This window comes from Actinosynnema sp. NPDC059335, from assembly GCF_042752395.1.
In the GTDB taxonomy this organism is placed as follows: Bacteria; Actinomycetota; Actinomycetes; order Mycobacteriales; family Pseudonocardiaceae; genus Actinosynnema.
This window is the reverse complement of the sequence record NZ_JBHYXZ010000009.1, coordinates 57,080-79,738: the sequence shown is the minus strand read 5'-3', so window position 1 is coordinate 79,738 and position 22,659 is coordinate 57,080. Positions and strand designations below refer to the sequence as shown.

Genomic DNA, 22,659 nt, shown 5'->3' with positions numbered 1-22,659 from the left:
CAGCTCGGCAACCGCCGAGGGGGCCGTCCGCGTCTCCGAGGTCGGTGGGGTGCTTGCTGCACCTGCCCAGGTGCCGCCTGCTCGGACGCGCCTTTCCCGGACGCGCCTGCTCAGGTGCGCTTTCCGGATGCGCTTGCCGGGATGCGCGTGCTCGGGTGCGCGTGCTCAGGTGCGCTTGCCGGGATGCGGGTTCTCAGGTGCGCTTGCCGAACACGCCCGCGAACTGGCGTCGCACCACGACCGCACCCACCAGCACGAAGAACACCAGCGCCACGAGCGTGGACGTCGTGCCACCCGTCGAGCTGGTCAACGCCACGTCCACGCTGCCCACCAGCACCACCCCGCAGTCCGCCCGGATCACGTGCCGACCCGGCTGGATCACGGTGAACTCCACCCGCGTGCTGAACGTGCCCGAATCGTCCGCTTTCGCCGTGCCGACGTCCTCGCCCAACGAGCTGAGCCGCACCGACGACCCCGGATCGCACCCCGTGCCCGTCGCCGTCAGGGGGTCACCCGGCTGGATGTTGTCCTTGTCCAACGTCAACGCGCCGTCACCGTCGAACAGCTGCGTCGTCGTGACCGGCGCGGAACTGCCCGTGGTCGTCGTGGTGGTCGTCGTGGTCGTGGTGGTGGTGGTGGTCGACGGGGTGGTGGTCGTGGTCGTCGCCGCAGGGGTCGTCGTCACCGGGGCCGCGGTCGTCGTCGTGACCGGAGGCGCGGTGGTGGTCGTGGTCGGCTGCCGCGGCGTCACCGTGAAACCGACCGACGGCTGCGACGTCGACGCGCACACCGGGCGTGCCGTCACCCGGTGCGCGCCCAGCCCCGCGTCCCCCGGAACCGTCGCCGTGCCCGACCCCGCGCCGCGACCCGCGTGCCTGCCGTTGCCGATGACCCGGCCGCCGTCCCAGATGATCTGCACCGCGTCGTTCGAGCAGCGCGGGTCCAGGTACACCCCCGACCAGCTCAGGGTGAACGTGCTCCCCGGCGCGCCGGAGTCCGGGCTCGCGGTCGCGACGCCCTGCGGCTGCGCCGACACCGGCGCCGCCACGAGCGCCGCCACGCCGTATGCCAGGGCACCCAGTAGAGCTAGTGTTCCTGCCGATCGCATACCCATCCCCGCTACCCACCGATGAGGTGCCCTTGTGAGACGCATTATGAGCAGCGTCGGTCTACTGCTCCTGTGCGGGATCTTCCTCGGCGTCGCCCCCGCCCACGCCACCGGGGAGGCGGTCACCATCGACGCCACGGTGGACGGCACACCCCTCGGTGAGGACGAGCTGCTGCTCGACCCGTCGCGCGCCGCCACCATCTCCGTGACCGTCCACAACGGAACGGACACCGTGCGGCACGTCAAGGCGATCCGGCTGTCCGGCACGGCGTTGGCGCTCACGTTCTTCTCCTACGACACCGTCGTGCCGTTCGACGTGCCGGCCAAGCAGAGCGTCACCCGCGGGTTCGTGCTCGACCTGGGGCAGCTCGGCGGCCAGGCCACCGGCCTGCTCCCGACCGAGGTGGAGGTGCTCGACACCAACCGCGACGTGATCGCCTCGATCGGCGTCACCGGCGACGTGCGCGGGTCGCTGTGGTCGGTGTACGGACTGTTCGGGCTCGCCGCGTTCGGGCTGACGGTGTCGGCGTGGACGGGCGCGCTGATCGCCCTCGCGCGCCGCCGGCTGCCCGCGCGCCGGTGGCAGCGGGCGATGCGCTTCCTGCCGGCCGGCGTCGGCACCGGGCTCGTCGCGGTCATCTCGCTGTCCGTGCTGCGGGTCGTCGCCCCGTCGCCGACCGTCGAGATCGCGTTCATCGTCGTCGCGGCGGCCGCGGCGTTCCTGCTCGGCTACCTGACCCCGCACCCGGACGACGACGGCCTGCCACCCGCCGAGCCGCCCGTGGATCCCGAGAGCACGCAGCGCATCATCCGGCCCGTGCCCGGCGGTGTCCGGTGACGGTGCCGCCGAAGGCGGGCGCGGCGTTGCCGTAGCGCGGCGTGGGGGAGCGGATCGGAGGCGGCGGAATCGGGGTGTGGGCCGGGCGTGCACGGGCCGTTGGGCGGGCGGTGGCGGTTGAGGGCGGGCGGGGGGCGGTGAGGCGGCTGCCGGGAAGCCGGGGCCGTGGGTTGGTGGCTGCCGGGAAGCCGGGGTGCGTGGGTGGGTGTGGTGTTCGGGGCGGAGGGTCGGGTGGGCGCCGGTGTGGTGGCGGGGTGTGGGGTCGAGCGGGACGGGGGAGTGCAGCGGGAGGGGCGGGGAGCGGGAGGGGCGGGGGCGGAGCGCGGGGTGGGAGTGGGCAGGGGCGGGGTTGGTCGGCGGTCCTCGTTGTTTCAACCGACGTTTTGCGGCTGAGGAAACGGCGTTATTTTTGGTAGCGCCGCCAGGGCCACTCGGACGGGCGACTCGGCCGGCTACGTATCCAGCGTCCTGACCAGGGGAAACCTTACCTTGACCACGAAACCGCCGCTGTCCGTCGGACCCGCCTCCAGTTCCCCCTCCAGCAACGCCGCCCGCTCCCGCAACCCCACCAACCCGTGACCACCGCTGGGCAACGTCCCCCCGGCCACCGGTCCCTCCGGGGCCTCGTTGCGCACCTCCACCAGCAGCTCATCGGCATCGGCCACCACCAGCACCGACGTCGCCGCACCCCAAGCGTGCTTCCGCACGTTCGTCAACGCCTCCTGCACCGTCCGGTACACCGCACCGGACACCGGGGCGGGCAGATCGTCCACCGCCCCGCGCACGGTCAGCGTCGCCGGCACGCCCGCGCTGCCGACGAGTTGCGGCAGGTCCTCGATCCGCGGCTGGGGCGAGTCGTCGCCGCTGGTCGTCCGCAGCACGCTCACCAGCTGCCGCAGCTCGTCCAACGTCCTCGTGCTCAGCATCCGGATCGTCCCGGCCACCTGCCGCGCGTCCGGGTCGGCCGCCGCGACGCGGAGGGCCCCCGCCTGCATCGCGATCAGGCTCACCTGGTGCGACACGACGTCGTGCATCTCCCGCGCCAGCCTGGCCCGCTCGTCGGCCCGCACGGCGTGCGCGTGCAGCAGCCGCTCCCGCTCCCGGCTCGCCGCCAGCTCGCCGATCCGCGCCGACAACTCCTCCCGCGCGTGCGCCAACAACCCGATGGCGATCGGCATCCCGGCGACGATGCACCCGTAGATCGCGTTGTGCACGTGCGTCTTCCAGTCCGTCGCCAGGAACTCCTCCGGCGGCCACGGGAAGAACCGGCTCAGCCAGACCAGGCCGGCCCCGACGTAGGTCTGCGTCGACCCCAGCCTCTGCCTCGCGAGCGTGCCGAGCGCGATCATGGCCGCCAACTGCGCCCACCCCGCCAGGAACCCAGGCACGGTGATCAGCACCACCAGGAACGGGAAACGGCGGCGGAACGCCACGGCGGCCACGGAGATCGCCGACAGCACGTAGTTGTACCGCTCCGCCTCGGGCACGACCCGCAGCCACACGTCGAGCGCGGCGATGCCGACCGCCGCCGTGTCGAACGCCCACTGCCGGTGCCGCACCGGCAACCGCTCCAGCACGCCCCGGAGCCGGCCCAGGAAGGCAGCACGCCGCACCCGTTCGGTCGGAACGCCGTTGACCCGACCGCTCGGCAGCCCTTGGACAGCGTTGCCGGCCAGGGTTCGACCTCCTGTGTCAGCTACCCGCCGGTCCTCACCGTACTGCGCTGTCATCGCGCTTGGCATGACCCGCCTTCCCGCCCCCGACGTGCTCGCTCGACCCGATCACCCTTCGAGATGCTGTGATTACCCGATCGGGACGTCCCGCGCCGCACAAAATTGCGAGCGCGAACGTCCGCTCAGCGGACAACGTGGGGGGAATCGGGCCGCGAGTGCGCGACATCACGCCGGGACACGGCTGCCGCCGCGCCCGGCGGGGCGACGGCGGCAGCGGTCGGGAACGGTTCAGGCGCGGGGCGCGTCCGGCACCCGCGCGGCGGCGGCCGAGTCGAGCAGCCACAGGGTGCGCTGCCGGCCACGCGCGCCGGCGGCCGGCAGCTGGGCTTCGGCGGCGCCGGACAGTCCCAGGGCGACGGCTTCGGCCTTCGCGGCGCCGGTCGTCATCAGCCACACCTCCCGCGCGGCGCGGATCGCGGGCAGGGTGAGGCTCACCCGGGTCGGCGGCGGCTTCGGGCAGTCGCGCACGGCGACGACGCCGCGGTCCTGCTCGCGCACGGCCGGCGACTCGGGGAAGACCGACGCCACGTGCCCCTCCTCGCCGACACCGAGCAGGCACACGTCGAACGTCGGCACGGCGCCGCCGTCCTCCGGGCGCGCGGCGGCGGCGAGCACCTCGGCGTACGCCTCGGCGGCGGCCTCCGGGTCGTCGCCGAACCGCCCGTCGGACGGCTCCACGACGTGCACGCGGGACGCCGGCACCGGCACGTGGTCCAGCAACGCCTCCCGCGCCTGGGTCTCGTTGCGGTCCGGGTGCCCGGCGGGCAGGAACCGCTCGTCGCCCCAATACAGGTCGATCCGCTCCCAGTCCACCGCGTCCCGCGCGGGCGTGGCGCGCAGGTGCTCCAGCACCGCGGCGCCGGTCCGGCCGCCGGTCAGCACCAGCGACGCCCACCCGCGCGCGGCCTGCGCGTCGACCAGCGCGGTGACCAGGCGGGCGGCCGTGGCGGCGGCCAGCAGCCCGCCGTCCCGGTGCACCACCACCTCCGGACGGCTCACGAACCCGCCTTCGCCCTGGTCGACGCCTTCGGAGCGGCCTTCGCCGACGCCTTGGCCGACGACTTGCCCGAGGACCCCGAGGAGCCGGACACCTCGGACCCCGAGGACGCCTTGGCCGCGCCCTTCACGGCCGCCTTCGCGGGCTTCTCGTCCACCCGGCCGTCCGCGGCCGCCCCGGTGGCCGGCTTGGCGTCCGCCTTCACGGCCACCGCGCCGTCGGCCCGACCGCCGTCGGCCTTCGCCTTCGCCGCGCCGGACGCGGCCCGCGCGGGCTTGCGCGCCGCGGCGGCCTTCGGCGCGGTCCGACCGCGCACGACCTTGCCGAGCGACCGCAACGCCGCCTCGTACACCTCGTCCGGGTCGAGCCGGCGCAGCTCCTCGGCCAGGCAGTCCCGCACCTGGCGGCGCTGCAGCGCGACCCGCCGCTCCGGCTGGCCGGGCTGGGTCAGCGTGCCGACCTTCCCGTCCGGGCGCGACAGCTCCACCACACCGGACCGGCGCTCCAACCGCACGTCCACGATGCCCTCGCCGCGCGCGGCCTTGACCCGCTTCACCGGCACCTTCAGGCACCCGGCGAGCCACGCGGCCAGCAGGTCGGTCGACGGCGAGTCGCTCTCCCCGCTCACCTCGGCCTCGGTGACCTTCTCGTGCGGCGGCAGGTCGAACGCCGACGCGAGCATCGCCCGCCACAGCGTCAACCGCGTCCACGCCAGGTCCGTGTCGCCCGGCGTGTAGCCGGTCCGGCGCTGCTCCAGCGCCCGGATCGGGTTCTTCTCCGCCGCCGCGTCGGTGATCCGCCGCTGCGCGAGCTGCCCGATCGGGTCCTCCGCGGGCACGGCGGGCGCCTCGTTCGGCCACCACGCCACCACCGGGGTGTCCGGCAGCAGCAGCGGCACGACGCACGAAGCGCCCTCGTTGGCCAGCTCGCCGTACAGGCGCAGCACGATGACCTCGGACGCGCCCGCGTCGCCGCCGACGCGGATCTGCGCGTCGAGCCGGGGCGCGGCCTTGCGCGCGCCGCGCGCCACCACGATCACCCGGCACGGGTGCTCGCGGCTGGCGTCGTTGGCCGCGTCCACCGCGTCCTCGGTCTTGGTGCCGTCGTCGGTGACGATGACCAGGGTCAGCACCCGGCCGAGGGTGACCGCGCCGCCCTCCTCGCGCAGCTGCACGAGCTTGCTGTTGACCTGCGACGTGGTGGTCGAGGGCAGGTCGATGATCACGGACGCCTCCAGTGCCTGCCGGTGCGGGCCAGCATCTCGTCCGCCGACGCCGGTCCCCAGGTGCCTGCCTTGTACTTCTCGGGCGCGCCGGTGGCGGCCCAGTGCCTCAGGACCGGGTCGAGGATCTGCCAGGACAGCTCCACCTCGTCGTTCTTCGGGAACAGCGACGGCTCGCCGAGCAGCACGTCCAGCAGCAGCCGCTCGTAGGCCTCGGGGGACGACTCGGTGAACGCGTGGCCGTAGCCGAAGTCCATCGTGACGTCCCGGACCTCCATCGAGTTGCCCGGCACCTTGGACCCGAACCGCATGGTCACGCCCTCGTCCGGCTGCACCCGCACGACCAGGGCGTTCTGCCCCAGCTCCTCGGTGGCGGTGTCGTCGAACGGCAGGTGCGGCGCGCGCTTGAACACCACGGCCACCTCGGTGACGCGGCGGCCCAGGCGCTTGCCGGTGCGCAGGTAGAACGGCACGCCCGCCCACCGCCGGGTGTTCACCTCGCACGTGATGGCCGCGTAGGTCTCGGTGACCGAGTCCTTGGCGAAGCCGCCCTCCTCCAGCAGGCCGGGCACCTTCTGGCCGCCCTGCCAGCCGCCGGTGTACTGGCCGCGGGCGGTGGTCTCGTCGAACGGCCCGATCGCCTTGGTCGCGGAGAGCACCTTGACCTTCTCCGCGCGCAGGTCGCTCGGCCGGAACGACACCGGCTCCTCCATCGCGGTCAGCGCGAGCAGCTGGAGCAGGTGGTTCTGGATCACGTCGCGGGCCGCGCCGATGCCGTCGTAGTAGCCCGCGCGACCGCCCAGGCCGATGTCCTCGGCCATGGTGATCTGCACGTGGTCGACGTAGTTGGCGTTCCAGATGGGCTCGTAGAGCTGGTTCGCGAAGCGCAGCGCCAGGATGTTCTGCACCGTCTCCTTGCCGAGGTAGTGGTCGATGCGGAACACCGACTCCTCGGGGAAGACGTCGTTCACCGTCTTGTTGAGCTGCTTGGCGCTGGTCAGGTCGTGGCCGAACGGCTTCTCGATGACCACCCGCCGCCACTGGTCGGGCTTGTCGGTGGGCGGGGTGGCCAGGCCGGCGCGCTTGAGCTGGTTGACCACGGTGGTGAACGCGCTGGGCGGCACCGACAGGTAGAACGCGTGGTTGCCGCCCGTGCCGCGGTCGCGGTCCAGGTCGGACAGGGTCGCGGCGAGCGCGTCGAACGCGCTGTCGTCGTCGAACGTGCCCTGCACGAACCGGATGCCCTCGGCGAGCTGGTCCCACACGGCCTGCCGGAACGGCGTGCGCGCGTGCTCCTTCACCGCGTCGTGCACGACCTGCATGAAGTCCTGGTCGGCCCAGTCGCGGCGGGCGAAGCCGACGAGCGCGAAGCCCGGCGGCAGCAGGCCGCGGTTGGCCAGGTCGTAGATGGCGGGCATGAGCTTCTTGCGCGACAGGTCGCCGGTCACGCCGAAGATCACCAGGCCGGACGGCCCGGCGATGCGGGGCAGCCGCTTGTCGCGGGGGTCGCGCAGCGGGTTGCGCCTGGTGGGAGCGCTCATCGGACCTCCCCGCCCCGCTCGTCGGCCGGGTGCGCGCACACCGCCGTGCTGGATTGTGACCTCGTGAGTCCGATCACGAACCGTCCTCCTGGATTGCCTCGACGAGCTGCGCGAGCCCGGCGACGCGGTCGGTCAGGTGCAGCCGCAGCACCGGGCGGCCGCGCTCGGCGAGCACCTGGCCGTCGCCCAGCGCCTGGGCCAACTGCAACGTGCCGAGGTCGTAGGGCCGGCCCGGCACCTCCAGGCCCGTCCCGGACGCCCCGGTCAGTTGCAGGAACACGCCGTTCTGGTGGCCGCCCTTGTGGTACTGGCCGGTCGAGTGCAGGAACCGCGGTCCCCACCCGAACGTGGTCTGCAGGTGTGAACGGCGGGCCAACTCCGGGCGGACGAGGGCGAACGACGCGTCGTCGATCCGGTCCAGGTACGCCTGCACGGACAGGTAGCCGTGCTCGGGCGCGGCGGCCACCAGCGCGCGCAGCGCCTCGGCGACCGTCTTCACGTCCGCCGGCAGCCAGCCCTCGCTCGGGTGGACCTCGACCGGACCGTCCACGAAGGCCGGTTCGGCCGACGACGCGGCGGGGGAGTCCAACAGGGACCGGGCCGCCTTCTTCGCCGCCTCGACGTCGGGCTGGTCGAACGGGTTGATCTCCAGCACGCGGCCCACGAGCGCGGTCGCGTACTCCCACACCAGGAACTGCGCGCCGAGCGAGCCCTCGACCGCGAGCGTGGACGAGCCGGTGGCCGGTCCGATCGCGACGGTCGTGGCGTCGGAGCCCGCGTCCACGAAACCGGGCGCGCCCGCGTCCTCGACCACGACGGGCAGCAGGCCGGTGCCGTTCTTGCCGGTCGACTCGGCGATGAGCTGCTCCGCCCAGTCGCCGAAGCCCACGATGCCGGAGCCGGTGTCGGCGAGCACGACCTTCTCCGCGCCGTGCGCGTGCGCCACGGCGAACGTCGCGGCCAGCACCACCGCCGGGTTGTCCGGCGAGTCGGCCGACACCAGCGGCGCGGCGGCTGCCGCCTCGTCCAGCAGCTTGCCGATGTCCGCCCCGGCCAGGCCGGAGGGGACCAGGCCGAACGCGGTCAGCGCCGAGTAGCGGCCGCCCACGTGCGGGTCGGCGAGGAACACCTTGCGGTAGCCCGCCTCGCGCGACGCCTGCTCCAGCGGCGAGCCGGGGTCGGTCACCACGACGATCCGGGACGCCGCGTCGATGTCCGCGGCGGCGAACGCGGCCTCGAAGATCCGCCGGTGGCTGTCGGTCTCGACGGTGCCGCCCGACTTGGACGACACCACCACGACCGTGCGCCGCAGGTCGCCCGACAGGGCCTCGGCCACCTGGCCGGGGTCGGTCGTGTCGAGCACCACCAGCGGCACGCCGGCGGTGCCCGTGATCACCTCGGGCGCGAGCGACGAGCCGCCCATGCCGGCGAGGACCACCCGGTCCACGCCTTCGGCGAGCAGCTCGTCGCGCAGCGCGGTGATCTCCGCGACCAGCGGGCGGGACGTCTCGTGCAACGTCGTCCACGCCAGGCGGATCGACGCCTCCGGCTCCGCCTCCGCGCCCCACAGGGTCGCGTCGCCTGCCGTGAGCCTGCTCGGCGCCGAATCGCGGACCAGGTCGCCGACGACGGTCTCGACCTGCTCCTGGTTCGGCGTGCGGACGATCTCCACGGAGATCACCTCGGTCATCTTGTGCGTCCTCGTCCTCAGCCCTTGGCCTGGGTCAGCTGTCCGGTCACCGTGTCGAGCAGTTCGGCCCACGACTTCTTGAACTTGTCGACGCCCTCGGTCTCCAGCGTGACGAACACGTCGTCGAGGTCGATGCCGACCTCGACCAGCCCGTCGAAGACCTCCTGCGCCCGCGCCGCGCGCCCGGTCACCGTGTCGCCCTCGATCTTGCCGTGATCGGCGACCGCGTGCAGGGTCTTCTCCGGCATCGTGTTGACCGTGTCGGCCACCACGAGCTGGTCCACGTACCGGGTGTCGGAGTACTGCGGGTCCTTCACGCCGGTGGACGCCCACAGCGGGCGCTGCGCGCGGGCGCCGTCGGCGGCGAGCGCCTCCCAGCGGGGGCCCTGGAACGTCTCCTGGAACGCCGCGTAGGCCAGCACCGCGTTCGCGATGGCCGCCTCGCCGCGCAGCCCGGCCGCCGCCGGGGTGCCCAGCGCGTCCAGCCGCTTGTCGATCTCGGTGTCCACCCGGGACACGAAGAACGACGCCACGGAGTGGATGCCGCGCAGGTCGTGGCCGTTCGCCTTGGCCTGCTCCAGGCCCGCGAGGAACGCCTCCATCACCTGGCGGTAGCGCTCGACGGAGAAGATCAGCGTCACGTTCACGCTGACGCCCTCGGCGAGCACGCGGGTGATCGCGGGCAGGCCCTCCAGCGTGGCCGGGATCTTCACCAGCAGGTTCGGGCGGTCCACGGCCTTGGCCAGGTCCAGCGCCTCGGCCACGGTGGCCTCGGTGTCGTTGGCCAGCCGCGGGTCCACCTCGATCGACACGCGGCCGTCCACGCCGTCGGTGGCGGTGTAGAGGTCGCGGAACAGGTCGCACGCGTTGCGCACGTCCGTGGTGGTGATCTCCCGCACGGCGGCGTCGGTGTCCGCGCCGCGCGCGGCCAGCTCGCGGACCTGCTCGTCGTAGACCGAGCCGTTGGACAGGGCCGTGGCGAAGATCGTCGGGTTCGTGGTCACGCCGACCACGTGGTGGTCGGCGATCAGCCCGGCCAGGTTGCCGGTGTTCAGCCGCTCTCGGGACAGGTCGTCCAGCCAGATCGACACGCCCGCGTCGCTGAGCGCGGCCAGCGGATTGGTGCTCATCTCGTCAACTCCCTGGAGTCTCTACTTGGTCCGGGCCAGCGAGCGGCGGGCCGCCGCGACGACGTTCTCCGTCGTGAACCCGAACTCGCGGAACAGCGTCTGGTAGTCCGCCGACGCGCCGAAGTGCTCGATGGAGACGATCTCGCCCGCGTCGCCCGCGAACCGGTGCCACGGCTGGGCGATGCCCGCCTCGACCACCACGCGCGCCTTCACCGACGACGGCAGCACCTGCTCCTGGTAGCCCTTGTCCTGCGAGTCGAACCACTCGACGCTCGGCATGGACACCACGCGGACCGCCACGCCCTCGGCCTCGAGGACCTTGCGGGCCTCGACCGCGATCTGCAGCTCGGAGCCGGTCGCGATGAGGATCAGCTCCGGCTCGCCCTCGCCCTCCAGCACGTAGCCGCCGCGCGCCACGCCCTCGGTCGCCTTCTCCTTGGTGCCCTCCAGCACCGGCAGGTTCTGCCTGGTCAGGGCGATGCCGATGGGGCCGATGCCGCGCTGGGAGACGATCGCCCGCCACGCCGCGGCGGTCTCGTTGGCGTCGCCGGGGCGCACCACGCTCAGGCCCGGGATCGCGCGCAGCGCGGCCAGGTGCTCGATCGGCTGGTGCGTCGGGCCGTCCTCGCCGAGGCCGATGGAGTCGTGCGTCCACACGTAGACCACCGGGGACTTCATCAGCGCGGCGAGCCGGACCGCCGGCCGCATGTAGTCGCTGAACACCAGGAACGTGCCGCCGTACGGGCGGGTCGGGCCGTGCAGCGCGATGCCGTTGAGGATCGAGCCCATGGCGTGCTCGCGGACGCCGAAGTGCAGCGTGCGGCCGTACGGGTTGGCGTTCCACATCTTGGTGGAGATCGACTCCGGGCCGAACGAGTCGACGCCCTTCATCGTGGTGTTGTTCGACTCGGCGAGGTCGGCCGAGCCGCCCCACAGCTCCGGCAGCACGTCGCGCAGCGAGTTCAGCACCTCGCCGGACGCCTTGCGGGTCGCGACGCCCTTCGGGTCCGGGTCCCACGACGGCAGCGCGTCGGCCCAGCCCTCGGGCAGCTCGCCCGCGACCAGGCGGTCCAGCAGCGCCTTGCGCTCCGGGTTCGCCTCGGCCCACGCGTCGAACGAGCGCTGCCACTCCGACTTGGCGGCCTCGCCGCGCTTGATCACCGCGCGGGTGTGCTCCAGCACCTCGTCGGCGACCTCGAAGGTCTGCTCCGGGTCGAAGCCCAGGATGCGCTTGACCTCGGCGACCTCGTCCGCGCCCAGGGCCGCGCCGTGCGCCGCGCCGGTGTTCTGCTTGTTGGGCGCCGGGTAGCCGATGACCGTGCGCAGCAGGATGAACGACGGGCGCTCGGTCTCCGCCTTGGCGTTCTCCAGCGCCCGCAGGATGCCGACGACGTTCTCGCCGCCCTCGACGACCTGCACGTGCCAGCCGTACGCCTCGTAGCGCTTCGCGGTGTCCTCGGACAGCGCGATGGTGGTGTCGTCCTCGATGGAGATCTTGTTGTCGTCGTAGACGACCGTGAGGTTGCCCAGCTTCTGGGTGCCGGCCAGCGACGACGCCTCGGACGTGACGCCCTCCTCGATGTCGCCGTCGGAGGCGATCACGAAGATGTGGTGGTCGAACGGGCTCTCCCCGGCGGGGGCGTCCGGGTCGAACAGGCCGCGCTCGCGGCGCGCGCCCATCGCCATGCCGACGGCGGAGGCGAGGCCCTGGCCCAGCGGGCCGGTGGTGATCTCCACGCCGTTGGTGTGCCGGTGCTCGGGGTGGCCGGGGGTCTTGGAGCCCCAGGTCCGCAGCGCCTTGAGGTCGTCCAGCTCCAGGCCGTAGCCGTTGAGGAAGAGCTGGATGTAGAGCGTCAGGCTGGAGTGGCCGGCGCTGAGCACGAACCGGTCGCGGCCGATCCAGTCGGCGTCGGCCGGGTCGTGCCGCATGACCCGCTGGAACAGCGTGTAGGCGAGCGGCGCGAGGCTCATCGCGGTGCCGGGGTGGCCGTTGCCGACCTTCTGCACGGCGTCCGCGGCCAGGACGCGCGCCGTGTCGACCGCGCGCTTGTCCAGGTCGGTCCAGTCCTCGGGCAGGTGGGCTTCGGTCAACCGGGCGATGTCATCGGTGACGGACACTGACTTCCAGCTCCAAACTCACTAGGCGGCGGTTGTGACGGCCGGGTGTCGAACTTAATCGATCCCGTCAGGCCCGATCCGCGGCTACCAAGGTCCACCGGCCAGCCTAGTCCGACCAGCGGACACACGTGCCACTCACGCTCTGTGGGTGTACGCACAGGTGTGGCGCGGACGTCCAGGGAGTACCCGAACGGGCTGCTCGGCGAACGCGTGGTTACCATCAGCGCATCCCCCGACCTGTTGAGGAGCGCGACGCCATGAGTGCCGTCACCGAGGCTCCGGCGCGGTCGCCCCGGCAGGTGGTCGGCGCGTACGTGGCGCTGACCAAGCCCCGGGTGATCGAGCTGCTGCTGATCACCACCATCCCGGCGATGCTCCTGGCCGCCCGCGGCCTGCCGCCGCTGTGGCTGATCGCGTGCACCCTGGCGGGCGGCACCCTGGCCGCGGGCTCCGCCAACGCGCTGAACTGCTACGTCGACGCCGACATCGACTCGGTGATGAAGCGCACCAGCGCCCGGCCGCTGGCCAAGGACGCCATCCCGCCGCGCAACGCGCTGATCTTCGGCATCGTGCTGGGCGTGGTGTCGTTCGGGTTCCTGTGGCTGACCACGAACCTGATCTCGGCCGTGTTCGCGGTGGCCACGATCCTGTTCTACATCTTCGTCTACACCCTGGTGCTCAAGCGTCGGACCTCGCAGAACATCATCTGGGGCGGCATGGCCGGCTGCATGCCGGTGATCATCGGCTGGTCCTCGGTGACCGGCACGGTGGCGTGGCCCGCGCTGGTGATGTTCGGCGTGATCTTCTTCTGGACGCCGCCGCACACGTGGGCGCTCGCGATGAAGTTCAAGGAGGACTACGCGCGGGCGGGCGTGCCGATGCTGCCGGTGGTGGCGACGGCGCAGCAGGTGACGCGGCAGATCGTCATCTACTCGTGGGTCACGGTCGCGTGCACGCTGCTGCTGGCCCCCGTGACGTCGTGGATCTACGTCGTCGTGGCGGCGGCCTCGGGCGCGTGGTTCGTGGTGTTCGCGCACCGGCTGCACTCGGTCGTGCGGCGGGGCGGGTCGACGAACACGATGAAGTTCTTCCACCTGTCGAACCTGTACCTGATGCTCGTGTTCTGCGGCCTGGCCGTGGACGCCGTCATCGGCCTGCCGGTGCTGGGCTGGCCGTTCTGACGCTCGCGCCCCGCCACGCCCCGCGACCCGGTCCACTCGGCTGACCCGCGGGCGTGGCAGCCGTCCGTTCGCCGGCCCGCTGCGATCGGCCCGCCGGCGTCCTCGGATTCCGGACTCCGAGTGCGACACGCGCGTGTCACCGGGTGCCGCCACGAAGTGCCACCGATTGCGAGGATGTGCCGAGTCCACCACAGGAGGGCCGCAGATGCTCACCAGGCTCGAGGTCGACGGGTTCAAGAACCTGGTTGGCACGAAAATCGAATTCGGACCGTTCACATGCATCGCGGGGGAAAACGGCACCGGTAAGTCCAACATCTTCGACGCCATTCACTTCCTGAGTCTGTTGGCGGACCGTTCGCTGCTCGATGCCGCTCAATCGGTGCGTGGTCTCCACGGTGAGCGGACAGGCGACCCGCGTGATCTGTTCTGGAACGGATACGGGGCGGCCAACCCGAGGCTCCGGTTCGCGGCCGAGATGATCGTGCCGAGCGAGGTCGAGGACGACTTCGGTCGACCGGCCGAACCCACCATCACCTTCCTGCGCTACGAGTTGTCCCTCGGCTACCAAGCGCCCAGTGGGTCGGAGAAAATCGGACGCCTGATGTTGCTCGAAGAGTCCCTTCGGCACATCAACCTCGGTGACGCGCCCAAACGCCTCAGGTTCCCGCACGACGCCGGACGATTCCGCAGGTCGATCCTCAAGGGGCACCGCAGCGGCAAGGCGTTCATCTCCACGATCATGGAAAGCGGTCAGCCGGTCATCCGCATCCACCAGGACGGCGGCAGCCGCGGGCAACCCAAGCCGTCGGCGGCTTATCGCGCCCCGGCCACCGTGGTCAGCACCGTGACGAGCGCCGACGACCCGACGATCCTCGCTGCCCGTCGCGAGATGCAGTCGTGGCGCAGGCTCGCGCTCGAACCCTCGGCGCTGCGGACGTCGGACCGCTACGTCGACCCGCGGGCCATGGACGCCAACGGGCGTCACCTGCCCGGCACCTTGTTCAGGGTCGCGCTCAGCGACGACTCGACGGATCCGGAAAGCGTGTACGCCCGGGTCACCGGCCGGCTCGCCGACCTCGCGGGCGTGAGGGTCCGCAGCCTGCGCGTCCAGGAGGACGACGCACGGGAATTGCTGACGATCCAACTCCGCGAAGCCAGCGGTCTCGAACTCCCCGCCCGGAGCCTGTCGGAGGGCACGCTGAGGTTCCTCGCCCTCTGCGTGCTCCTGGAAGACCCGACCGTGGTCGGACTGATCTGCATGGAGGAGCCGGAGAACGGAATCCATCCCGCCAACCTGGCTGCGATGGTCCGTCTCGTCGAAGATCTCGCGGTCGACCCCACGGTCGAACCGGGAGTGGACAACCCGTTCCGCCAGGTCGTGGTGAACACCCATTCACCCGGGATCGTGCAACTCGTCAACCCGAACGACCTGCTGTTCGCCGACACGGCCATCCGCACGGCTGCCGACGGCTCACCGGCGCACGCGCTGCGCCTGCGCCCGATGGAAAACACGTGGCGGGCCAGGCACGGTGACGAGACACCGGTCACGAAGCTCGACGTCCTGCCCTACCTGACCACGCCGCCCGGGGTGCAGACGAGCATGGAGATCGGGTGATCCTCAGCGTTCTCTTCCTCGGTGAGGGGACGAGCGACAGCGGAATCGTGCCGCAGGTGGAGATGTGCGCGGCGCGTCTCGGCATCGAGGTCGCCATTACGGACCCCGATCTCGGGAGGCTCCCCAACCCGCCCGGCAAATCGGTGACCGAGAAGCTGCGAACGTCACTGTTGATCGGCGGGAAGTACGACCTCGTGATCGTGCACCGGGACGCCGACCGGGACGGGCGCGAGGCCAGGCTGCGGGAGATCGCGACCGCCTTCCGCGATGCCGCCCCGGATCTGCTGTTCGCCTCGGTCATCCCGATCAGGATGACGGAAGCCTGGCTCCTCACCGACGAAGGCGAGATCCGAACGGTGGCCGGCAATCCCCGGGGACGGGCGAGGCTCGACCTCCCCGGTCCCTCCCGGGTCGAGTCCGTGCCGGACCCGAAGAAGCTCTTGAAGGACGTGCTGGGTGTCGCCTCGGGGTTGACCGGCAGGAAGCTGGCGAAGTTCCAGGAGCGCTTCCCGCAGCATCGACGCCAGCTGCTCGAGCGCCTGGACCCCGACGGCCCCATCCGGGAGGTGCCCTCTTGGCGGAGTTTCGTGTCCGACCTCGAGCACGGCCTGAAGACCGCCGTCCACGGCAGGTCGTAACGCGCGGCCTCGCGTAGAGCCCGCGCCCGATCCACGTCTCATGCGCGTGCCGGGTCGGCGGTCCGCACTTGATGCACTTTCCGCATATTTGCGGATAGCTAGCCTGACCGGCATGTCTGTGCAGGGGGATGGGCCGTCACCCGACCGGGGGTCCTTCGACAAGGCGACAGTGGACCGCTGGCAGGTCTTCGGCGGCATGGCCGGTGTCGCGGCGCTGCTCCTGTCGGTGATCGGCGGCATCCAGGACCAGGTGCCGTTGTCCCTGATCGCGGCCGGTGTGGTCACGCTCGTGGGCGTTTGGCTGCTCTACCGGTGGGGTCGCCGGCCGCACCAGCAGTTGACCAAGCACTTCCTGGTCCCGGTGTTGCTCACCGTGGTGGGCGCGGCCACGGCCGGCCTGCTCGGCGGCCTCGAACTGCGGCCCACCGCGGGCACCGCCCAACCCGGCACCACCACGACCACCACGACCGGGTCGCCGGGCACCTCCGACACCCCGGTCGCCACGACGGGCGCCGGGGCGGGGCAGACGACGACCACCACCGCCGTGCCGGCCGGACCGACGGGCGCCGAGTTCCGGTCCGGCCGGGTGGAGCTCACCGCCGGCTACTACATCGACTTCGACTCCCTGGGCGACAACGGCGGGGTGTCCGACAAGAACTCGTCCAAGGCGGACATGCAGTACATCTCCGGGCTGTACGCGGACAAGATCGTCGCAGTCGGAACGGCCCGGCCGTCCCTCGCGGACTGCCGGGCCGCGACGGGGTTGACCTCCTCCATCGACTCCCAGGCGGTGCAGGAAGGCGCGGCCTTTTGCGTGCAGACGTCGGAGGGGCGCTGGGCCGGCCTCGTCGTGGTGTCGGTCGAGGACTACAAGCAGGTGGTGTTCGACCTCGTCGTCTGGGACAAGCCCGCCTAGGACACCGCCGACAGCAGTTCGTTCACCACGGGGTCGTCCAGCGACTCCACGATGCACTGCCACAGCTCCAGGTTCGCCGTGGCCCACCGGGAGTAGGTGGCGGCGGCCTCGGGGTCGTAGAAGTAGTAGCCCTCGTCGTGCTTGCCCGCCTGCTCGCCGACGATCTTGTGCGCCAGCTCCTTGAGCGTGATGCCGTTCTCCTCCAGGTACTTCGGCGCGAGCACCACCGGCGTCACCGGCAGGGCCTTGAACAGCGTGTCCGCGTCGGACAGGGCCTGCGCCTCCGGCGAGATGTCGCGGTGGCGGGTGCGCATCTCGGCCTCCTCGACGACGGCGTCCACTCGCGCCGCGACGTCGTCCGGCACGCCCGCGCGCGCCAGGATGTCCAACCGCAACCGCTTGCCGTCCACCGGCAGCGAGTTGCGCCGGACCATGTAGTTCACGTCGTGGACCAGGGCGGCCACCTCGACCAGCGCCACGTCGGAGCCGTTGCGCCGGGCGAAGTGGACGGCCTTGTCGCGCACGAAGCTGACGTGGTGCCAGCCGTGGAACTGCAGTTTCGCGGCGAGGTCGCGGCACAGCCGCCAGACCTCGGTCTCCACCTCGGAGATCGCTCGCGCCGTGACAGTGCTCATCGGACCCTCCCGTGCCGGGTGGGCCGATGGTAGGCGGGCGCGGCGGTCCTCGGCGCCGGTTACAGCGTGTTCGTCAGCTCCTCCAACCTCGCCTCGACCGGCACGTGCCGGTGGCTGGTGCGGGTGTCGGGGTCGTAGCTGAGGCTCCACGGGCTGACCGCCCGCGACTTGACCAGGAACGTCATGGTGTCGTCCGCGGCCTTCGGGATGCGGTGGAACTCGTGCGCGAGCATCGTGCCCGAGGCACCCTCGTGGGCCTCGGCGCTGCGCAGCAGGGTGGTCGACAGGATCGCCCGACCGTCGTCGGCCACCCGCGCGGTGAACCGCTCGTGCAGGTAGCCGCCCGACAGGATGATGGTGCAGAAGTGGTAGCGGTGGTTGTGGATGGAGTCGGCGTAGCCCTGGCGCCAGTCCCGCTGCGGCTTGTACTCGTGCAGCCAGAACGTGAACGGCTCCGCGGGCTCGTCCCGCAGGCACCACGCGTAGTGGGTCGTCGTCTCCCTCGATCTGGCCACCATGCGCATCTCCTCCTGCGGGGAGAGGGCGCGCAGGTGCCCGCGCAGCCTCTCCCGCAGCCCGGGCCGGCCCGCCCACTCCCGGAAACGCCTCTCGACGTGTCCCCAGTGGTCGACGACAGGGGGGTCGGCCACGGCGATGAGCGTGGCGAGTTCCGCGAGCGCGGAGAACCCGGTGGACTCGGTCAGCACGACTTATCAGCTCCCCAACTGGGCGAAGGCGGAGAATTCTTTGCGGAATCGGTGGAACTTCTCCTCGAGTTCCCGGAACCGCTCCTCGGTGAGCGGTGCGCCGGTGATCTCCTCGAACAGGGCGCGGAAGTCCGCCCGACCGGTGCGCGGCGTGATGACGACGTGCAGCCCTGCCTTGGAATTGCTGATGCGCAGGAACTCGGCGCGTTCCATCCCGTAGACGAAGGAGCCCTCCGAGAACCGCACCGTGCGCGGGTACAGGCGCACCACGCCCGCGCTGGTGTTGCTGTAGAGGGTGAGCCACGCGCTGTCGTCGAACAGCTCCAGCCGGTCCAGCGGCGGGTCGGACACGATCGTCAGGTCGATCCGCGAGCACCGGCCGCGGGCCGCGAACAGCCCCACCAGGCCGATCGAGATCTCCTCGCGCAGCCCGGCCGCGATCGAGTCGTAGTCGCCGTCGGAGCCCTCGTGGCGCAGCAGGTAGCGGGCGCGCCCGCTGATCGCGTCGTCGTCGCGCGGGTCGGCCAGCACGGCCCTGAGCTCGCACTCCGACTGCGACAGCAGCAACCGGCCCGCCGCGTACCGGCCGGAGAAGCCGCGGAACACGTACAGCCGGGTGCGCTCCAGGTCCTGCATCATCACCTGGTTGAACACCGGGTCGGGGCGGGCGGTCGGCTCGAACACGTGGGTGGGGAAGAACTCGCGGTCCAGGGCGCGGTACTCGGCGGCGAGGTCGCGCAACGCCTTGCGGCTCTCCTCGACGACCGGCGTCACCAGCGCCCGCTGCGCCGCCGAACTCGTGATCAACGTCTGCCCGAACCCGACCACGGCCGAGATCAACGTGCCGGTCCCGACCGACACCAGGAACGTGCGCAGGGCACCTTGATCCATTGTGCTGGAAATGGCCAGGCTGATCCCCGAGGTGACCACGAGGGTCAGCAGGAGCAGACCGGTTCGGGTCCAGAACAATTCCTGTAACAGGTTGCTGCGGACGCCCTTCGGCTCCGCGGACACGATGTCACCTCCTTGGTGGGCACTCGAACGGCCGAATGCTTTCGGTACACGATCAAGTGCGCGCAGTCACTGTACGCGCGAGTACGCAACGGCGGTAGCGGTAATTAGTGCACAATTGCGGATTACTTCGTAGATCGACAGCAGCGCACGGTGACCGCCGTTGGGCCTGCCGGTGGGGCCGCGGCGCGTCGCGCGGTGCTGAACCTTAAGCTCGGCAACCATGCGTACTGTCGGCCGTACGGCCCTGGCTCTCGTCTCCCTGTTGTCCGCCGGTCTGGCGCTGACCGCGTGCACCGCTAGCGACCGGCCGTCCACCCTGACCAACACCCCGTCCGCCACCGCCGCCCAGCCCGAGGCCGAGCAGCCCACCGAGGCCGACCTGCCCGAGCCGAGCGGCCCGCCGTGCGAGGTGACGCAGTACCAGGTGACGGGCGCGGCGGGGGAGAAGCCGACGATCACCGTCCCGACCGGCTGCACGCCGCAGGACGGGCTGGTCGTCGAGGACCTGATCCCGGGCACGGGCGCGGAGATCACGCCCGGCTCCACCGCCGAGCTGCACTACGTGCTGGCGACGTTCCGCGACCAGCGGACCCGTGAGGCGTCGTGGGACAGCGGGCAGCCGTTCGTGCTGCGCAACATCGGCCAGGCCAGCGTGATCCAGGGCTGGAACGAGGGCCTGATCGGCCTGAAGGAGGGCGGTCGCCGGCTGCTGGTCGTGCCGTCCGACAAGGGCTACCCGAACGGGCAGGGCGAGATCAAGCCCGGCGAGACGCTGATCTTCGTCGTGGACGCGGTCAAGGTCGGGGGCTGACCCCGGTCCGGCCGGGAGGGCGGCGCCCTCCCGGCCGTGCGCTCACGGGACGAGCAGCAGCTTGCCGGTGGTGCGGCGGCCTTCCAGGTCCTCGTGCGCCCGCCGGGCGTCGGCCAGCGGGTAGCGGCCGCCGACCCGCACGGTGAGCTTGCCGTCCGCGACGGCCGCGAACAGCTCGCCCGCCCGCCACTCCAGCTCCTCGCGGGTGGCCACGTGCGCGGCCAGCGACGGCCGGGTGAGGAACACCGAGCCCGCCTGGTTGAGCCGCATCGGGTCGAACGGCGGCACCGCGCCGCTGGACGCGCCGAACAACGCCAGCGTGCCGCGCCGCCGCAGGCTCGCCAGGCTGCCGTCGAAGGTGGTCTTGCCCACGCCGTCGTAGGCGACCGCGACGCCCTCGCCGCCGGTCAGCTCCCGCACCGCGGGCGCGAAGTCGGCCACCTGGTCGTACCGGATCACCTCGTCCGCGCCCGCCTCCCGCGCCAGCGCCGCCTTGGCCTCGGTGGACACCGTGCCGATCACCCGCGCGCCGCGCGCCTTGGCCAGCTGCACCAGCAGCAGTCCCACGCCCCCCGCGGCGGCGTGCACGAGCACCGCGTCGCCCTCCTGCACCGGGTAGGTGGACGTCACCAGGTAGTGGGCGGTGAGCCCTTGCAGCAGCAGCGCGCCCGCGGTGTCGTCGTCCACGCCGTCGGGCACCGGCACCGCGTCCCGGACGGGCACCACGGCCTGCTCCGCGTAGCTGCCGAGGGTCTGTGCCCACGCCACCCGGTCGCCCACGGCCCAGCCGGTGACGTCCGGCCCGACCGCGGCGACCCGGCCGGCGCCCTCCAGGCCCAGCCCGAACGGCGTCTCCAGCGGGTAGCGGCCCTCGCGGTGGTAGCAGTCGATGAAGTTCACCCCGGCCGCGGCCACGTCCACCAGCAACTCGCCCGGTCCCGGCGACTTCGCGTCCACGTCGCCGAACTCCAGCGCTTCCGGCCCGCCGGTCGCGCGCACCACCACTGCCTTCGGCATGTGTCGTTCCTCCTGTAGCGATGTCCGTACGTCAGTACGCCAACCGCCGCGGCGGCCGGCCTGTTCCGCCCGCCGCCGCGGTGGCGGTGTGTCTCACCTGCCGAGAGCCACCTTGCGGGCCAGGCCGAGCGGCAGCGCGCCGGCGCCCGCGATGGTGTCGTGGAACTCGCGCAGCGACCCGGTGTGCTCGGCGCGGATGCGTTCGATCTCCAGCGCCCCGGTCAGGTAGGACGGCGCCTGCGTCGGCCAGGCGCAGTACCGGCTGACCTCGCCGACCGCCGTGCCGGGCGTCAGCGACGCCTTCGTGCTCATGAACTCCTCGGCCTCCTCGACGCTCATGTCGCCGCAGTGCAGCGCGGTGTCCACGATCATCCGCGCCGCCCGGAACAGGCGCGCCTCGACGTGCGACAGCTCCTGCGCGCGGGCCTTGGCGGCGTCGCCGACGACCTCGGCGGAGAAGTAGCCGTGCTCGCGGAGCAGTTTCTCCGCGTACAGCGCCCAGCCCTCGGAGAAGTACGGCGTGCGGAACACCTTGCGCACCGGCCGGTCCTGCGCGGCCAGCCACGACAGGTGCCAGTGGTGGCCGGGGTACGCCTCGTGCACCGCGATCGTGGCCAGCTGGGCGCGGGAGTTGGTGCGCAGCCGCTGGGTGGTCTGCTCGGCGGTGAACCCGTCCGGCGGGAACGGCACGAAGAAGTGGCCCGTGCGCTGGTCGGTCAGCGGCGGCGGCGACATGTACGACGCCACGGCCAGCACCGGCCGCTGGAACGCGGGCGACGGCACCACCCGGCACTCCTCGCCCTCGGCGAAGGTCACCAGGCCGTGCTCGACCAGGAACGCCCGCGCCCGCCGCGTCTCGGCCTCGTACTCGGCGCGCATCGCCTCCGGCGTCGGCGGGTGGTCGTCCTGGAACGACGCCATCACCGCGTGCCAGTCGTCCGTGCCGGCCAGCTCGCGCATCTCGGCTTCCAGCTCGGCGTAGGCGGCCTTGCCGCGTTCGTGCAGCTCGGCCGCGCCGTAGCCCAGCACCTCCTGGTCGCGCAGCAGCGTCGAGTACAGCTGTTCGCCCATCCGCCAGTCGCCCGCGGCGCGCCCGGCGAACTCGTCCAGGAACGCGGCCAGCTCGTCGAACGCCTCCGCGGCCGGTTCGGCGGCCTCGGCGAGCCGGGCCCGCAGCGCCGGGTCGGACACCTCGGCGGGCAGCGTGGCGGTGAGGAACGCCCGCCCGGTGCGGGCCTGGTCGGCGGCGCGGCGCACGATCCGCGGCGCGGCCAGCCCCGGGTCCAGGTTCGCCCGGCACGCGGCCAGCACGGCGGGCACCTCGCCCAGCCGCCGCACCACGCTCTCCACCAGCTCCGCCTCCGGCCGCAGCCGGTTGAGGAACGCGCTGAACAGCGGGTACAGCACCGCGCCCGTGTAGACGGACGGGTCGCGCCGCCACGCGGGCCAGGCGGCCTTGGCCCGGACGCCGCGCAGCACGGAGACCAGGAGGTCGCGGTCCACCGAGGACTGCAGGTCGTCCGCGCGGGCCGCGGTGAACCGGTCGAGCCAGGCGTCCGCGCCGCGCTCGTAGTCGGCGAACGCGTCGGCGCCGAAGTCGCCGAGGGTGTGGTCGTGGGCGAGGGAGCCGAGCATCGCGGCACTGCCCGGGTTGCGGTCGAAGTGCCACGCGAGGAACTGTTCGACCAGGTCGGTGAGGGTGGGGTTGTCGGTCACCACCCGCAAGTTACCCGGTGGTCGGACCGGTG

At 72.1% G+C, this 22,659-nt stretch carries 19 protein-coding genes; 6 read left to right on the top strand and 13 right to left on the bottom strand.

The annotated features are described in order from the left end of the window. Window positions 1-193 precede the first annotated feature (193 nt). Window positions 194-1,060, bottom strand: coding sequence for a hypothetical protein (locus tag ACFXGA_RS04800; protein WP_378084422.1), 867 nt, complete (start codon window positions 1,058-1,060; stop codon window positions 194-196). 94 nt (window positions 1,061-1,154) lie between these two features. Between ACFXGA_RS04800 and ACFXGA_RS04795 the strand changes: the two genes are divergently transcribed. Next, on the top strand, window positions 1,155-1,946 hold the full coding sequence (locus ACFXGA_RS04795; RefSeq protein ID WP_378084421.1) for a hypothetical protein: 792 nt from the start codon (window positions 1,155-1,157) through the stop codon (window positions 1,944-1,946). A 452-nt stretch (window positions 1,947-2,398) separates the two neighbouring features. Here ACFXGA_RS04795 and ACFXGA_RS04790 read toward each other — a convergent pair whose 3' ends face one another. The 7 genes from ACFXGA_RS04790 to tkt all read right to left on the bottom strand — a co-directional run bounded on the left by ACFXGA_RS04790 (window position 2,399) and on the right by tkt (window position 12,377). Next, window positions 2,399-3,676 carry a sensor histidine kinase gene (locus ACFXGA_RS04790; RefSeq protein ID WP_378084420.1) on the bottom strand — a complete coding sequence of 426 codons (1,278 nt, stop codon included), beginning with the start codon at window positions 3,674-3,676 and terminating at the stop codon, window positions 2,399-2,401. Window positions 3,677-3,907: 231 nt separating this feature from the next. Beyond that, window positions 3,908-4,678: a 6-phosphogluconolactonase gene (gene pgl, locus ACFXGA_RS04785; protein ID WP_378084419.1), complete on the bottom strand. Its 771-nt coding sequence runs from the start codon at window positions 4,676-4,678 to the stop codon at window positions 3,908-3,910. Next, window positions 4,675-5,901 carry a glucose-6-phosphate dehydrogenase assembly protein OpcA gene (gene opcA / locus ACFXGA_RS04780; protein ID WP_378084417.1) on the bottom strand — a complete coding sequence of 409 codons (1,227 nt, stop codon included), beginning with the start codon at window positions 5,899-5,901 and terminating at the stop codon, window positions 4,675-4,677. Before opcA ends, pgl begins: the two co-directional genes overlap by 4 nt. Continuing rightward, window positions 5,898-7,439, bottom strand: coding sequence for a glucose-6-phosphate dehydrogenase (zwf, locus tag ACFXGA_RS04775; RefSeq protein ID WP_378084415.1), 1,542 nt, complete (start codon window positions 7,437-7,439; stop codon window positions 5,898-5,900). Before zwf ends, opcA begins: the two co-directional genes overlap by 4 nt. 73 nt (window positions 7,440-7,512) lie before the next feature. Beyond that, window positions 7,513-9,129 carry a glucose-6-phosphate isomerase gene (locus ACFXGA_RS04770; RefSeq protein ID WP_378084413.1) on the bottom strand — a complete coding sequence of 539 codons (1,617 nt, stop codon included), beginning with the start codon at window positions 9,127-9,129 and terminating at the stop codon, window positions 7,513-7,515. A 17-nt stretch (window positions 9,130-9,146) separates the two neighbouring features. Continuing rightward, on the bottom strand, window positions 9,147-10,259 hold the full coding sequence (gene tal / locus ACFXGA_RS04765; protein ID WP_378084412.1) for a transaldolase: 1,113 nt from the start codon (window positions 10,257-10,259) through the stop codon (window positions 9,147-9,149). Window positions 10,260-10,280: 21 nt separating this feature from the next. Continuing rightward, a complete protein-coding gene (gene tkt, locus ACFXGA_RS04760; RefSeq protein ID WP_378084411.1) occupies window positions 10,281-12,377 on the bottom strand; it encodes a transketolase in 2,097 nt (698 codons plus the stop codon). A 257-nt stretch (window positions 12,378-12,634) separates the two neighbouring features. Here tkt and ACFXGA_RS04755 point away from each other — a divergent pair, with 257 nt between their 5' ends. The 4 genes from ACFXGA_RS04755 to ACFXGA_RS04740 all read left to right on the top strand — a co-directional run bounded on the left by ACFXGA_RS04755 (window position 12,635) and on the right by ACFXGA_RS04740 (window position 16,727). Next, complete coding sequence (locus ACFXGA_RS04755; protein WP_378084409.1) at window positions 12,635-13,558, top strand: heme o synthase; 924 nt, start codon at window positions 12,635-12,637, stop codon at window positions 13,556-13,558. A gap of 205 nt (window positions 13,559-13,763) precedes the next feature. After that, on the top strand, window positions 13,764-15,173 hold the full coding sequence (locus ACFXGA_RS04750; protein ID WP_378084408.1) for an AAA family ATPase: 1,410 nt from the start codon (window positions 13,764-13,766) through the stop codon (window positions 15,171-15,173). Beyond that, window positions 15,170-15,811 carry a hypothetical protein gene (locus ACFXGA_RS04745; RefSeq protein ID WP_378084406.1) on the top strand — a complete coding sequence of 214 codons (642 nt, stop codon included), beginning with the start codon at window positions 15,170-15,172 and terminating at the stop codon, window positions 15,809-15,811. The genes ACFXGA_RS04750 and ACFXGA_RS04745 overlap by 4 nt, the downstream gene beginning before the upstream one ends. A gap of 112 nt (window positions 15,812-15,923) precedes the next feature. After that, window positions 15,924-16,727 carry a hypothetical protein gene (locus ACFXGA_RS04740; RefSeq protein WP_378084404.1) on the top strand — a complete coding sequence of 268 codons (804 nt, stop codon included), beginning with the start codon at window positions 15,924-15,926 and terminating at the stop codon, window positions 16,725-16,727. Here the strand turns inward: ACFXGA_RS04740 and ACFXGA_RS04735 are convergent. The 3 genes from ACFXGA_RS04735 to ACFXGA_RS04725 are packed head-to-tail and all read right to left on the bottom strand — an operon-like array spanning window position 16,724 to window position 19,083. Continuing rightward, window positions 16,724-17,362: an HD family phosphohydrolase gene (locus tag ACFXGA_RS04735; RefSeq protein ID WP_378084403.1), complete on the bottom strand. Its 639-nt coding sequence runs from the start codon at window positions 17,360-17,362 to the stop codon at window positions 16,724-16,726. The genes ACFXGA_RS04740 and ACFXGA_RS04735 overlap by 4 nt on opposite strands. A 59-nt stretch (window positions 17,363-17,421) precedes the next feature. Beyond that, window positions 17,422-18,069, bottom strand: a complete 648-nt coding sequence (locus tag ACFXGA_RS04730; protein ID WP_378084401.1) for a hypothetical protein — start codon at window positions 18,067-18,069, stop codon at window positions 17,422-17,424. A gap of 6 nt (window positions 18,070-18,075) precedes the next feature. Continuing rightward, a complete protein-coding gene (locus tag ACFXGA_RS04725) occupies window positions 18,076-19,083 on the bottom strand; it encodes a hypothetical protein (RefSeq protein ID WP_378084399.1) in 1,008 nt (335 codons plus the stop codon). A gap of 220 nt (window positions 19,084-19,303) precedes the next feature. Here ACFXGA_RS04725 and ACFXGA_RS04720 point away from each other — a divergent pair, with 220 nt between their 5' ends. After that, window positions 19,304-19,894, top strand: coding sequence for an FKBP-type peptidyl-prolyl cis-trans isomerase (locus ACFXGA_RS04720; RefSeq protein WP_378084397.1), 591 nt, complete (start codon window positions 19,304-19,306; stop codon window positions 19,892-19,894). A 42-nt stretch (window positions 19,895-19,936) separates the two neighbouring features. Here the strand turns inward: ACFXGA_RS04720 and ACFXGA_RS04715 are convergent, their stop codons facing one another. Continuing rightward, the gene (locus tag ACFXGA_RS04715; RefSeq protein ID WP_378084396.1) at window positions 19,937-20,911 is read right to left on the bottom strand and encodes a quinone oxidoreductase family protein; all 975 of its coding nucleotides are present in this window, start codon (window positions 20,909-20,911) and stop codon (window positions 19,937-19,939) included. Window positions 20,912-21,004: 93 nt separating this feature from the next. Beyond that, the gene (locus tag ACFXGA_RS04710; RefSeq protein WP_378084394.1) at window positions 21,005-22,627 is read right to left on the bottom strand and encodes a DUF885 domain-containing protein; all 1,623 of its coding nucleotides are present in this window, start codon (window positions 22,625-22,627) and stop codon (window positions 21,005-21,007) included. Between the last annotated feature and the right edge of the window lie 32 nt (window positions 22,628-22,659).